Origin of the sequence: Streptomyces sp. NPDC047917 (assembly GCF_043204345.1) — a bacterium.
Lineage (GTDB): Bacteria > Actinomycetota > Actinomycetes > Streptomycetales > Streptomycetaceae > Streptomyces > Streptomyces sanglieri.
The window spans coordinates 87,611-101,428 of sequence record NZ_JBIDCA010000011.1 but is presented as its reverse complement, the minus strand read 5'-3'; the positions used below and the strand labels follow the sequence as shown (position 1 = coordinate 101,428).

The following is a 13,818-nucleotide window of genomic DNA, read 5'->3' as shown; positions in this document are numbered from 1 at the left end:
CGCGGCCCGCCGTCGGCAGGTCCCTTCGCAACACGCAACGAGTGCCGAGCACCGAGACGACGGCAGGTAGGCCGAGATGAGAACAAGGACCACGGACCCGCGGCGCGCCGCGCGCATCGCCGCAGTCGGTGCGGTGACGCTCGTGGCGGGATTCATGCCGGGGACGGGAGCCGCGACCGACACCCGGACCGCCGAGGCGGACGTCGCCTACACCTGTGACCTTCCTTCCGGCGCACAGCCGGTCACGGTGCACATCGCGGCCGAGCTGCCGGTGACCACGAGCGTCGGGTCGGCGATCCGGATCCAGGACGTGGCCCTCTCCTTCGAGCTCCCGCGTTCCGTGCTCTCCGCTTCGCCGGGGGCCGAACCCGTGGCCGTCTCGGGATCCGCCCGGATGCTGACCGAGGTCTCGCAACGGGGTGAGTCGACGGATGTGCCCTGGCAAGGACTGGAGATCCCGGAGACCGCTCTCCCCGCCACGGGCGACCTCGCACTCCGGGCGACGGGCGAGGTTCCGACGATCACGCCGAGGTCCAGCGGTGACGTGCTCTTCGCCCTGGGGCAGCTGGACGTGGGCCTCGCCCCGCGCGCCGCCGAGGGCGCCGGGGACGCGCCGCCCCCGCTGGCCCTCTCGTGCAAGGCCGATCCGGACCAGAGCGCGGAACTGGCCACGGTCACCGTTCCACCGGAGAGCGGAACCACGCCGCCCTCCGGGGCCGCCCCCGAGCCGTCCGGGGACACCGGCCCCGACCCGTCCGGCGGTGCGAAGGCCGGACGGGCAGCGGATCTGCCGTCCGGGGGTGTGCAGCCACCCGCCGACTGCACGGTCATGACCGGTCCGCTCCCGCAGGTGCCCAAGCAGGCACACGGCTACATGGCGGGATACTCCAACGTCAACAAACTGGCCGGGGCGATCAAGTTCAGCGACCCCGGACATCTTCGCCTCAACCTGAACACGTCCGTCTCCTTCCTCAAATGCCCGACAGGCGTGAAGAGCTGGCTGACCACCGACGGCACGCTCGACTATCAGGGCAGGGCCCAGATGCCGCCGGCCGAGGCCACCTTCCTCACCTTCGGCTTCATGCCGACGACGGCGAAGGTGGAACTGATCCTCGAAGGCAGGATCGACATCGGAACGCTGGGCGACTCGGCCCCCGACCCGGAGACCAAGAAGTACAAGGAGACGACGACCGCCATCGCCCCCATGCGCGCACGCCTCTACGACGTGGAGGTCAACGGGGAGCCGCTGGACGTGGGCCCCGACTGCCGCAGTGCGAGCCCGATGACGCTGAAGCTGGTCGGCAAGGGGGCGTCCGGCGTGGGCGGCCCCGAGGGCTACACGGTGAAGACCGGGGGACCGCTGACCGGCTACGCGGATGTGCCCCCGTTCACCGGATGCGGGGTCACGGAGGATCTCGACAACCTCTTCACCGCCTCGGTCTCCGGAAATGGCAACTACACGAAAATGATGCAGTCCCCGCTGTGTGTCGAAGGCGTTCCGGCGAACTGTCCCGAGCCGCCGAAGCCCGAGCCCGAACGCTGAGAGCTGTTCCGCAAGCGCTGACTCCCGGACCCCCAGAAAGGCTGGACCAACCATGCGAGCTGCCCCGAAAAGCGTCAGACCCGCCCTCCTCGGCGCGCTGATGGCGGTCGCCGTCGGCATTCCCCTGAGCACCTCGCCGGCGAGCGCCGCCTCCGCCCAGGAGATGAACGGCAACTGGGCGCCCTTCACCCGGTGTCCGGTCGACGACCCGGCCATGCTGGCCGCGGACGGCCAGACCGACATCGCGATCTGTGTGGCCTCGCACTCCGAGAGCGGCTCCATCAAGCTCGGCAACACCCTGGCGACCACCGGTGCCAACGACCTCCAGTTCGGCGTCGTACGGAACACGGCGACGGGTGAGTCCAAGGTCGTGCCGCCCGCGGGCGGGGCGATCGTGGGAGCGCCGACGGAGATACCCGGCGGCCTGCTCGGCATCATGTGCCCGAGCGGGATTCCGGTGGTCAGCGACATCTGCAGGCAGTTGACGGACAACAGCCTCAACCGGGTCGTCGCCACCGTCCAGTCGGCCGGCACGCCCAGGAACTTCGACGTGGCCGCAGGGATGCAGAGCGGGAAGACGATCGTCGACATCCCGGTCCGCATCCATCTGGAGAACCCCTTCCTGGGTTCGAAGTGCTACATCGGGACCACGTCCGACCCGATCGTGCTGCGCCCGCAGAACCTCACCCAGCCGGCCATCGGCAGCAAGCGCTTCGACGCCAACGGCGCGGCGAACACCGGCGGTGCGCTCAACCGCATCGAGCTGACCGGGAACGACCAGGGCGACGCGGGCTTCGCCGTCCCCGGGGTGAGCGGCTGCGGCCCCCTGACCCTCGGTGAGCTGAACTGGGCGGTCAACCTGAAGACGGCGCTGCCGTCGGCGGCCGGAAAGAACAACCTGGTGCTCAACAACGCCGCCACGTACACCGGGGGACTGGCACTGCCCGGTGCGGCGGCCCCCAACGCCGGCCGGCTGCTTTCGGAGAGCTGGCACGCGGGAGTGGCGCGGTAGGCACCTCTCCGGTACCTCATTTCGCGGAGTACGGAGATCAGCGATGCCGCCCGCCGCGCCCGGCACATTCTTCCGGGCGCGGCGGGCGTTTGCATACCGGTGTGCCGAAGGGCTCACTTATCGACAAACGGGCGATGCGCAATACTCACTCGTTCACAAAAACAAAAAGGCCGTCGAATGGCGTGCAAAAAGTTTACGAACCGGTATTGCGGTGGCTGGTTACCGGGCCGTAGCGTCCCGTTGAGCAGCGGGGAAACGCATCCGCTGCTGCCTGTTCGGTACCTCTGGAGCCCCGGTGGCTCCGGTTCACCGGCCGCGGGGCCCCGGTTCGTGGGCCGGAAACCTTGCGCAGATTTCGACAAAGCCCGCATCCGGCTTTGTCACTCGGTGACAAATGATCCACACCGAGAGCCCGGTTCGTTGATTTCCGCTGCTCAACGGCTTGTCCTGGCGGTTTCGACGGACATAGCGTGCGCCTCCTGGTGCATGTGTGACGAGCCGCCAACGCATTTCTCAGAGCCGGAGCGCTGACAGATGACTTCGTTCACAACAACTTCGAAGGAGGACCGATGGGAATCGAAGTAGTCGTCGAGGGCCTCACGAAGTCCTTCGGCAAGCAGAACATCTGGCAGGACGTCACCCTTACGCTGCCCGCCGGCGAAGTGAGTGTGATGCTCGGGCCTTCCGGCACCGGAAAGACCGTCTTCCTGAAATCCATCATCGGTCTGCTGAAGCCGGAGCAGGGGCGCGTCCTCATCAATGGCGTCGACATGGTGAACAGTCCGGAACGCGAGATCATGGAGACCCGTAAACTCTTCGGGCTCATGTTCCAGGACGGCGCGCTCTTCGGATCGATGTCGCTCTTCGACAACATCGCCTTCCCCTTGCGTGAACACACCCGCAAGAAGGAATCGGAGATCCGCCGGATCGTCATGGAGCGGATCGACATCGTCGGCCTCCTCGGCGCCGAGGGCAAGCTGCCGGGTGAGATCTCCGGCGGGATGCGCAAGCGGGCCGGCCTGGCCCGCGCCCTGGTCCTGGACCCGCAGATCATCCTCTGCGACGAACCGGACTCCGGACTCGACCCGGTGCGCACCGCGTACATCTCCCAGCTGCTCATCGACCTCAACGCGCAGATCGACGCGACGATGCTGATCGTCACCCACAACCTCGACATCGCGGCCACCGTCCCGGACAACATGGGCATGCTCTTCCGCCGCAACCTCGTCACCTTCGGACCGCGCGAGGTGCTGCTCACCAGCGATGTGCCCGTGGTCGCCCAGTTCCTCGCCGGACGCCGCGAAGGACCCATCGGGATGGCCGAGGAGAAGGACGCCGCCACCCTCGCGGCCGAGGAGATGAACGGGTACGGAGTCGGCATCAGCTCCGCCAACGGGCCGCGCACCGTCGTACCCCAGCTGGAGCCGTCGCCCGGCATGCCCGTACGGCAGGCCGCCGTGCGCCGCCGGGAACGGGTCCTGTCGATGATGGGCCAGCTGCCCGAGGCGGCCCGCACGGCCATCATGAAGAGCTACACCCCGGCCGTGGGCGGTGAACGCCTGTGACGGCCCCCATGCCGGTGCGGCCCCCGGAGCCGCCGCCCACCGGTGCGGTGGCGCCGAAGCAGCCGGCGCAGAAGCCCCCGAACCGGCTGCTCTCCCCGCTGCGCGAGACCGGGAAGCTGTTCTCACTGGCCGCGACCGTGAGCCGCGAGGTCTTCCGACGGCCCTTCCAGGTGCGGGAGTTCATCGAGCAGTTCTGGTTCGTCGCCAGCGTCACCATCCTGCCCGCGGCGCTCGTCTCGATCCCGTTCGGCGCGGTCATCGCCCTCCAGGTCGGCTCGCTGACCCAGCAGCTCGGCGCCCAGTCGTTCACCGGCGGCGCCAGCGTCCTCGCCGTCATCCAGCAGGCCAGCCCGATCATCGTGGCCCTGCTGATCTCCGGCGCCGCGGGCTCGGCCATCTGCGCGGACCTCGGCTCCCGGAAGATCCGCGAGGAACTCGACGCGATGGAGGTCATGGGCGTCTCGCCCATCCAGCGCCTGGTCGTCCCGCGGGTCCTCGCCACCATGCTGGTCGCCGTGCTGCTGAACGGACTGGTCTCCGTCGTCGGCACGCTCGGCGGCTACTTCTTCAACGTGATCCTCCAGCACGGCACCCCCGGCGCCTACCTGGCCAGCTTCTCCGCCCTCGCCCAGCTTCCCGACCTGTACATCAGCGAGGTCAAGGCACTGATCTTCGGCTTCATCGCGGGCATCGTCGCCGCCTACCGCGGACTCAACCCGCGCGGCGGCCCCAAGGGCGTCGGCGACGCGGTCAACCAGTCCGTCGTCATCACCTTCATGCTGCTGTTCTTCGTGAACACGGTCCTCACGGCGATCTACCTCCAGATCGTCCCCGCGAAGGGGAGCTGACCGATGTCGATGCTCAGCTGGCTCGACCGATCCGGCGAACAACTCACCTTCTACGTACGCGCGTTGATCTGGGTGCCGCGAACCCTGCGGCGCTACCTGCGCGAGGTCCAGCGGCTGCTGGCCGAAGTGGCCTTCGGCAGCGGCGGTCTCGGTGTCATCGGCGGCACCATCGGTGTGATGGTCGCGATGACCCTGTTCACCGGGACCGTCGTCGGCCTCCAGGGGTACGCCGCCCTCAACCAGATCGGCACCTCCGCCTTCACCGGCTTCATCTCCGCCTACTTCAACACCCGCGAGATCGCCCCGCTGGTCGCGGGACTCGCGCTCTCCGCGACCGTCGGCGCCGGCTTCACCGCCCAGCTCGGCGCGATGCGGATCAACGAGGAGGTCGACGCCCTGGAGGCGATGGGGATCCGGTCCATGCCCTACCTCGTCTCCACCCGGATCATCGCCGGGGTCGTCGCGATCATCCCGCTGTACGCGATCGGGCTGCTCTCCTCGTACCTCGCGTCCCGCTACATCACGGTCCTGTTCAACGGGCAGTCAGCGGGCACCTACGACCACTACTTCAATCTCTTCCTCTCCCCGGACGACGTGCTGCTGTCGGTGCTCAAGGTGCTGATCTTCAGCGTGATGGTGATCCTCGCCCACTGCTACTACGGCTTCCACGCCACCGGCGGTCCCGCCGGAGTGGGGGTCGCGGTCGGACGGTCGGTGCGCAACGCCATCGTGCTCATCAGCGTCACCGACTTCTTCCTCTCCCTCGCCATCTGGGGCGCGACCACGACGGTGAAGGTGGCCGGCTGATGAACTCCCACCGGACGCAGACCGTCCGCCGCAGACTCGCCGGAGTCACCTTCCTGCTCGTACCCGCCGTGCTCGTCTGGGTCTCGGTCTCGGTCTACCGGAAGGACTTCACCGACGACGCCACCGTGACCGTACGCACCGCGAGCGTCGGCAACGAGATGCACGACAACGCCGACGTGAAGCTGCGCGGCGTCGTCGTCGGCCAGGTCCGCGACATCGCGGCCGACGGGGACGGGGCCCGGCTCACCCTGGCCATCGACCCCGGCAAGCTCGACCGGATCCCGGCCGACGTGACCGCCCAGATGCTGCCCACCACGCTCTTCGGGGAACGCTTCGTCGCCCTCGTGCCACCCGAGCTGCCGTCCACCCAGCCGCTGCGGGCCGGCTCCGTCATCCCGCAGGACCGTTCCAGCAACGCCATCGAGCTGGAGGAAGTCCTCGACAACGTCCTGCCGCTGCTCACCGCGGTCAAGCCGGAGAAGCTCGCCGCCACCCTCGGCGCGGTCTCCCAGGCCCTCGAAGGCCGTGGCGAGAAGCTCGGCGACACCCTCGCCACGCTCGACGCCCACCTGGCGAAGTTCAACCCCCAACTCCCCACGCTCAACGCCGACATCAAGGAACTCGTCAAGGTGAGCAAGGTGTACGGGGACGCCGCGCCGGATGTGCTCGACGCGCTCACCGACTTCACCACCACCAGCGGCACCATCGCCGAACAGCAGGCACAGCTCGCCGGGCTGTACGGGTCCACGACCGCCTCCGCCCAGGACCTCACCTCGTTCCTGCGGGAGAACAAGGACAACCTGATCCGGCTCTCCGCCGAGAGCCGGCCGACGCTGGAACTGCTGGCGAAGTACTCCGCCGAATTCCCCTGCACCCTGCGCACCCTGGCCGGTTTCGTCCCGGCCATGGACAAGGCGCTCGGCAAGGGCACCGACAGGCCCGGACTCCACGTCACCGTCAAGCCCGTGAAGTCCAAGGGCAAGTACGTGCCCGGCAAGGACACGCCGGTCTACGACGCGACCGGCGGACCGCACTGCTACTCCGTGCCGTACGTGGGCAGGGCCCTGCCGACCGCGGACACCCGGGCGGCGACGCCGGTCACCGCACCCGGCACCGCCCCCGCCGAGCAACCGGCCGGCGCCGCGCCGTCGGACCCGAAGTCCGGTCTCGGCATGCCCAACTCCCCGCAGGAGAGCCGGCTCGTCAACGAGCTGGTCGCTCCCTCACTGAAAGTCCAGCCGCAGACCCTGCCCGACTGGAGCAGCGTGCTCATCGGTCCGGCCTTCCGCGGTGCGGAGGTGAAGCTCAAGTGAAGCGCCGCTCTCTCGCCGCTCCGCTCACCAAGTCCATCGCCTTCATCCTGGTGACCGTGCTGGCCACCACCGTGCTGGCACTCTCCATCGCCAACACGAGCGTCGGCGACACCACCACGTACAGGGCCAGGTTCACCGACGCCACCGGGCTGGTCGTCGGCGACAGCGTCCGGATCGCCGGGGTCGAGGTCGGACAGGTCGAATCCATCCGGGTGGCCGACAAACGGCTCGCCGAGGTCGGCTTCGCCGTCCGCAAGGGGCGCAAGCTCCCCGCGTCGGTGACCGCCTCGATCAAGTACCTCAACATGGTCGGCCAGCGCTACATCGACCTCGACCAGGGGGCCGGGCCGGTCGGCCGGAGCTTCGCCGCCGGAGCCACCATCCCGGTCTCCCGCACCACTCCGGCGCTCGACCTCACCCAGCTCTTCAACGGCTTCCAGCCGCTCTTCGAGGGGCTCTCCCCGCCCGACGTCAACCAGCTGGCCGGATCCATCGTCCAGGTGCTCCAGGGCGAGGGCGGCACCGTGGACAGCATCCTCTCGCACGTCGGCTCGCTGACCGGCACGGTCGCCGCCAAGGACAAGGTGATCGGCGAGGTGATCAAGAACCTCAACACGGTCCTGAAGACCGTCAACGACCGCGAGGCCGGCTTCGACGACCTCGTCGTCACCCTGCAGAAGCTCGTCACCGGATTCGCCGGCGACCGCAAGCCGCTCGGCCAGGCGGTCACCGCCATGGGCGCGCTCACCACCGTCACCGCGGACCTCCTCGACGACGGCCGGGCGCCCCTCAAGAGCGACATCAGGCAACTCGGGCGTCTGTCCGACCAGTTGGGCAAGGGGACCCCGCAGATCGAGAACTTCCTGCAGAAGACCCCGGCCAAGATGGCGGCGATCAGCAGGCTCACCTCGTACGGCTCATGGCTCAACCTCTACCTCTGCGAGGCCAAGGTCGGCGGAGTGACGACCGAGGACGGCAGCGCCCCGCCCACCGGCATCGAGGTAAGGAAGCCGAGGTGCCAGTCATGAGGATCAAACCCGTACGGGAACGCAACCCCGTCGCCGTGGCCGTCGTCGGACTGCTCGTCCTCGCACTCGTCGGCCTGGGCGCCTACCGCGTGGACTCGCTGCCCTTCATCGGCGGCGGCACCACCTACAGCGCCGACTTCACCGAGTCCGCCGGACTGAGCGAGGGCGACGAGGTACGCGTCGCCGGAGTCAAGGTCGGCGAGGTCACCGGAGTCTCGCTCGACGGCCCCAAGGTGAAGGTCAGCTTCAAGGTCAAGGACGTCTGGATCGGCAACTCCTCCACCGTGGGCATCGCCATCAAGACGCTGCTCGGCGAGAAGTACCTCGCCGTCGACCCGCTGGGCAACGCCCCGCAGGACCCGGACGAGCGCATCCGGGCCAGCCGCACCACCTCCCCGTACGACGTCACCCAGGCGTTCAACGGACTCGGCGAGACCATCGGCGAGATCGACACCGCGCAGCTCGCCAAGAGCTTCGAGACGATCTCCGCCACCTTCAAGGACTCACCGCCCGACGTGAAGAGCGCGGCCGAAGGGCTCTCCGCCCTCTCGAAGACCGTCTCCGAACGGGACGCCGAACTCGCCACCCTCCTCAAGGGCAGCAAACAGCTCACCAAGACCCTCGCCGACAAGAAGAGCAGCTTCGAGATCCTGCTGAAGGACGGCAATCTGCTCCTCGGCGAGATCCAGGCCCGTCGCGACTCCATCCACCTGCTGCTCACCGGCACCCGGAACCTGGGCACCCAGCTCACCGGCCTGGTCAAGGACAACAACGAGCAGCTGAAGCCCACCCTGGACTCGCTCGGCAGGGTCACCGCCGTACTGGTGAAGAACCGCAAGAGCCTCGACAAGGTGCTCTCGCTGGCCGGCTCGTACAGCCGGCTCGTCGGCAACACCCTCGGCAGCGGCCGCTGGTTCGACAACTACGTCTGCGGAGTCGTCCCGAAGGAGTACGTGCCCGCGGGCACCCCGGCCGGGGCCGAGTGCAAGCCACCCAAGCAGCAAGGCGGCCGCTGACATGAGAATGAAGCGCATCGTCGGCATCGGCGCCGGACTCGCCGTGGTGGCCGTCGCGGCCACCACCGGAGTGATGGCCCTGGACGACGAGGGAACGACCACCGTCACCGCCTACTTCGACCAGGCCACCGGCGTCTACGCAGGATCGGACCTGCGGATCCTCGGCGTCAGGGCCGGCCGGGTCGAGTCGGTCACGCCCCGCGGCAAGGAGGTCGAGGTGATCCTGCGCATCGACAAGGGCGTCAAGGTCCCCAAGGCCGCGCACGCCGTGGTCGTCGCACCCAGCCTCGTGGCCGACCGCTACGTCCAGCTCGCCCCCGCCTACGACGGCGGGCCGGAGCTCGCGGCGGGCGCCGTACTGCCTGCCGCGAACAACGCCACCCCCGTCGAGGTGGACCAGCTGTACGACTCCATCACCGAGCTCTCCAAGGCGCTGGGCCCGGAGGGCGCCAACGCCGACGGCGCGCTCTCCGGACTCCTCGACACCGGCGCCAAGAACCTCGACGGCAACGGGAAGGCCATCGGGGACTCCATCGAGCGGTTCGGCAAGGCCACCAAGACCCTCGACAGGAGCAGCGGCAACCTCTTCGACACGCTGTCCTACCTCCAGACCTTCACCACCATGCTGAAGGACAACGACGGCAATGTGCGGGCCGCCGAACAGCAGCTCAACTCGGTCACCGGGTTCCTCGCCGACGACAAGGAGAACCTCGGCGCGGCACTGAAGGAGCTCGGCACCGCACTCGGCCAGGTCAAGGGCTTCATCCAGAAGAACCGCGGCGCGCTGAAGGCGAACGTCGACGCCCTGGTGCCGCTCACCCAGACCCTGGTCGACCAGCGGGCCTCGCTCGCCGAGTCGATGGACACACTGCCGCTCGCCGCGGGCAACGTCGTCAACGCCTACGACCCGGTCAACCGCACCCTCAACGGCCGCACCAACCTCAACGAGCTCTCCATGGGACCGCTCACCGGCGCGAGCGGACTCGCCGGCCTCACGCCGGTGGACGGCGCACGTCGCAAGGCGCTGCCCGCCCTGCCGCTCCCGGCCGTCGGCACCGTCTACGGCACTCCGGCGAAGCCCGTCACGGAAAAGAAGGGGGCGAACCGATGAGCCGTGCGCTGCGCAGACCCGGAGCCCGCACGACCGGCATCGCCGCGGTGCTGGCCGTGGGCGTCGGCCTGGCCCTCGTCGTCACCGTCTCCGGCCTGCCGTCGTTCACCGGGATCGACCAGGTGCCGCTGCCCGGCGGCGCCGACCTCGGCGACCACCCGTACGAGATCACCGCGGAATTCGCCGACGTGCTCAGCCTCGCCCCGCAGGCATCGGTCAAGGTCAACGACGTCGCCGTCGGCCGGGTCACCAAGGTCTCCCTGGGCTCCGGCAGCTGGAACGCCAAGGTCACCATGCGCGTCAACGGCAAGGTCGAACTGCCCGCCAACGCCTACGCCCACCTGGAACAGTCCAGCCTCCTCGGCGAGAAGTACATCCAGCTCGCCGCCCCGGCACGCGGCTCCGCCCGGGGCAGACTCTCCGACGGAGACCGCATCCCGCTGACCCGGACCAACCGCAACCCCGAGGTCGAAGAGGTCTTCGGCGCCCTGTCGATGCTCCTCAACGGCGGTGGCGTCAACCAGCTCAAGACCATCACCACCGAGCTCAACAAGGCGCTCGCCGGACGCGAACCCCAGGTCCGCTCCATGCTCGGCCGGGTCAACACCCTCGTCACCGACCTGGACGACCACAAGAAGGACATCACCGACGCCCTCGACGGGGTGAACCGGCTCTCCGCCACCCTCGCCACCCGCAAGCAGGACGTCGGCACGGTCCTCACCGGACTGAGCCCCGGCCTGAAGGTCCTGGAGAAGCAGCGAGGCTCGCTCCTGACCATGCTGCGCTCGCTCGACACCCTCTCCACCGTGGCCGTCGACACGGTCAACAGGAGCAAGGCCGACATGATCGCCGACCTCAAGGCCCTCGCCCCCAGCCTCAAGGCGCTCGCCGACTCCGGCCGCGACCTGCCCGACTCCCTCCAGGTGCTGCTCACCTACCCGTTCACGGACGAGGTGCTGCGCGGGGTGAAGGGCGACTACCTCAACGTCTACCTGGATGTGACGGCCATGCCCGGCACACAGATCGTCCCGCCGATCGTCCCGGCGGCCGCTCCCGGGAGCACGGCCGCTCCGAGCCGGTCCGGGCAGGCACTGCCGCTGCCGCTGCCCGCGGTCCCGACGGCGGGCACCAACGGGAGCAGCCGATGATCACCCTCGCCGTCCGGCTCAAGAACATCTCCTTCCTGATCATCGCGGTGCTCGTACTCGGCTACCTCGGAGTGCGGTACGCCGACCTCGGCCACTACATCGGCCTGCGCAGCTACTACACCGTCAAGGTCCAGCTCCCGCGCACCGGAGGGCTGTACACCCACTCCAACGTCACCTACCGCGGTGTCTCGGTGGGCCGGGTCGGGCCGATCGAGCTCACCGACGACGGAGTCGAGGCCGAACTGCGCATCGAGAAGGACGCCCCGAAGATCCCCGACGGGCTCAAGGCCGTGGTCGCCAGCCTCTCCGCGGTCGGCGAGCAGTACGTCGACCTGCGGCCCACCCGCACCGAGGGCCCGTACCTGGCGAACGGATCCGTCATCGACCAGGCCGACACCACCGTCCCCGCCCCCGTCACCAACGTCCTCACCAGCGTCAACGACCTGGCCGGTTCGGTCGACCTGGAATCCCTGCGCACGGTCGTCGACGAGTTCGGCACCGCGTTCGAGGGGCGCGGCGACGACCTCCAGGTACTGCTGGACACCGGGAGCGAGTTCGTCCGGGCGGCGGACGACGCGCTGCCGGTCAACACCCGGCTGATGGCCGACGGCCGGACGGTGCTGCGCACCCAGGCCGAACAGGGCGAGGCACTCAAGGGCTTTGCCTCCGGCGCCGCGGAACTGGCCGCACAGCTCAAGGGGTCCGACACCGATCTGCGCAAGCTGATCGCGGTAGCCCCCGACGCGACCGGACAGATCAGCGGACTGCTGCGGGACCTCGACCCGAGCTTCGGCGTCGTCGTCGCCAACCTCCTCACCACCTCCGAAGTCGCCGTCACCCGCCAGCGCGGCATCGAGGAACTCCTGGTGAAACTCCCCGCGGTGGCCGCCGCCGGATCCAGCGCGATCGACGAGAAGGGCGCCCGGTTCGGCATGTCGGTCACCTTCTTCGAACCCCTGCCCTGCACCGCCGGATACGGCGGCACCGTCTACCGCGGCGGTCTGGACACCTCGGCCGGCCCGCCCGTCAACACCAAGGCCCGCTGCACCTCCTCGCCCGGCACCGGCATCAACGTCCGCGGCAGCGCCAACGCGCCGAAGGGCGGCGCCGTGCCCGAACCCGCCCGGCCCGGCTCGATGCTGCTGGGGAACGGATCCGAGAGGCGGCTCCCGGGGGCGCTCGGTGTCACCGGCCGGGCTCCGGCCGACGACGGCATGGCCGGACTGCTGGGCCTCGGACGGGAGGACGGCCGATGACGCCCCGGACCAGGACCCTGACCGGCTGGGCGGCACTGCTCGCCGCGGCAGTGATCTGCGCCCTCGGCGGCTGGTCGTACGCCCAGGCGCGCGGCGACGACAGCCTGGCGTACGCGAAGAGCCGCGATGCCGCGCTGGCCGACGGCAAGCACCACCTGGCCCGGCTGAACAGCCTCGACGCCAAGGACGCCCGGACCGTGGACGCCGGACTCGGCGCCTGGCTCGACTCCTCGACCGGACCGCTCCACGACCAGCTCGCACGCACCCGGAGCAAGGACGCGAAGGAGCTTGTCCGGGCGGGCGCCACCGCACGGGGGAAGGTCACCGACGCGGCGCTCACCGCGCTCGACGAGCGGACCGGGACGGCGGAGCTGATCGCCACCGTCGATGTCGAGGTCACCCCGCGCACCGGAAGGAGCGGCACCGAACGCAAACGCTTCGAGGCCACGCTGTCCCGGACCGCGGACGGCTGGAAGGTCAAGGCGCTCACCGCGATCCCGGTCGGGAGCGGCGCATGAAACAGCGGGGAGGGACGGCGGTCGTGAGCACGGACGTGGACGCGCGGGACGTCGAGAAACACGAGGAGACCGCGGCGGAGCCCGGTACCGCCACCGACGAGGGGCAGCCGGATGCGCCCGCCCCCGCCCGGCGGTGGCCGGGCGTCGCGGCGGCGGTCCTGGCCGTCGTACTCCTCGTGGCCGGCGGAGTGCTCTTCGCCCAGGGCAGAGCGCTGCGCGACACCCCCGCCACCGCCAACCGCGCACTGACCGACAGCGAGGCCACCACCCGGGTCGCGGGAGACGTCAGCAACGCACTCGGCAAGGTCTTCTCCTACAGCCCCCGGGCCACCGCCGTCACCAAGGAGTCGGCGAAGCAACTGCTCGCGGGCAAGGCGCTCCAGCAGTACGCCGCCCTGTTCGGCCAGGTCGAGAAGCAGGCCGCCGACCAGAAGCTGACCCTCACCACCCATGTCGTGCGCGCGGGGGTCACCCGGCTGACGGAGCACAGTGCCCACCTGCTGGTCTTCCTCGACCAGGTCTACGAACGCGAGGGCAAGCCGGCCACCACCGCCGCCGCCCAGCTCTCCGTCACCGCCCAACTGCGGGACGGCCACTGGACCGTGGTCGAGATCACCTCCAGATAGCAGTACCCACACACGCGCAACTCGGTA

13 protein-coding genes are annotated in these 13,818 nt (G+C 69.3%); all 13 read left to right on the top strand.

All coding sequences use genetic code 11. The annotated features are described in order from the left end of the window. Positions 1-76: 76 nt before the first annotated feature. Positions 77-1,543 (top strand): DUF6801 domain-containing protein, encoded by a 1,467-nt coding sequence (locus ACGF8B_RS26435; protein ID WP_392743185.1) that lies wholly within the window; start codon positions 77-79, stop codon positions 1,541-1,543. A 52-nt stretch (positions 1,544-1,595) separates the two neighbouring features. Next, complete coding sequence (locus tag ACGF8B_RS26430) at positions 1,596-2,555, top strand: hypothetical protein (RefSeq protein WP_392743184.1); 960 nt, start codon at positions 1,596-1,598, stop codon at positions 2,553-2,555. A 569-nt stretch (positions 2,556-3,124) separates the two neighbouring features. Beyond that, complete coding sequence (locus ACGF8B_RS26425) at positions 3,125-4,120, top strand: ATP-binding cassette domain-containing protein (RefSeq protein WP_342282727.1); 996 nt, start codon at positions 3,125-3,127, stop codon at positions 4,118-4,120. Then, positions 4,117-4,968: an MlaE family ABC transporter permease gene (locus ACGF8B_RS26420; RefSeq protein WP_392743181.1), complete on the top strand. Its 852-nt coding sequence runs from the start codon at positions 4,117-4,119 to the stop codon at positions 4,966-4,968. The genes ACGF8B_RS26425 and ACGF8B_RS26420 overlap by 4 nt, the downstream gene beginning before the upstream one ends. A 3-nt stretch (positions 4,969-4,971) precedes the next feature. Continuing rightward, positions 4,972-5,775, top strand: coding sequence for an ABC transporter permease (locus ACGF8B_RS26415; protein ID WP_266909900.1), 804 nt, complete (start codon positions 4,972-4,974; stop codon positions 5,773-5,775). After that, positions 5,775-7,088, top strand: coding sequence for an MCE family protein (locus ACGF8B_RS26410; protein ID WP_392743178.1), 1,314 nt, complete (start codon positions 5,775-5,777; stop codon positions 7,086-7,088). Before ACGF8B_RS26415 ends, ACGF8B_RS26410 begins: the two co-directional genes overlap by 1 nt. Next, positions 7,085-8,116 (top strand): MCE family protein, encoded by a 1,032-nt coding sequence (locus ACGF8B_RS26405; protein WP_392743176.1) that lies wholly within the window; start codon positions 7,085-7,087, stop codon positions 8,114-8,116. Before ACGF8B_RS26410 ends, ACGF8B_RS26405 begins: the two co-directional genes overlap by 4 nt. After that, entirely contained in the window at positions 8,113-9,132 is a 1,020-nt protein-coding gene (locus ACGF8B_RS26400; RefSeq protein WP_392743173.1) for an MCE family protein, read from the top strand. Before ACGF8B_RS26405 ends, ACGF8B_RS26400 begins: the two co-directional genes overlap by 4 nt. Position 9,133: 1 nt before the next feature. Beyond that, positions 9,134-10,243, top strand: coding sequence for an MCE family protein (locus ACGF8B_RS26395; protein ID WP_392743170.1), 1,110 nt, complete (start codon positions 9,134-9,136; stop codon positions 10,241-10,243). Continuing rightward, positions 10,240-11,391, top strand: a complete 1,152-nt coding sequence (locus ACGF8B_RS26390; protein WP_392743167.1) for an MCE family protein — start codon at positions 10,240-10,242, stop codon at positions 11,389-11,391. The genes ACGF8B_RS26395 and ACGF8B_RS26390 overlap by 4 nt, the downstream gene beginning before the upstream one ends. Next, complete coding sequence (locus tag ACGF8B_RS26385) at positions 11,388-12,647, top strand: MCE family protein (protein WP_392743166.1); 1,260 nt, start codon at positions 11,388-11,390, stop codon at positions 12,645-12,647. Before ACGF8B_RS26390 ends, ACGF8B_RS26385 begins: the two co-directional genes overlap by 4 nt. After that, complete coding sequence (locus tag ACGF8B_RS26380; RefSeq protein WP_392743164.1) at positions 12,644-13,165, top strand: hypothetical protein; 522 nt, start codon at positions 12,644-12,646, stop codon at positions 13,163-13,165. Before ACGF8B_RS26385 ends, ACGF8B_RS26380 begins: the two co-directional genes overlap by 4 nt. Continuing rightward, positions 13,162-13,791, top strand: coding sequence for a hypothetical protein (locus ACGF8B_RS26375; RefSeq protein WP_392743162.1), 630 nt, complete (start codon positions 13,162-13,164; stop codon positions 13,789-13,791). The genes ACGF8B_RS26380 and ACGF8B_RS26375 overlap by 4 nt, the downstream gene beginning before the upstream one ends. Positions 13,792-13,818: the final 27 nt, after the last annotated feature.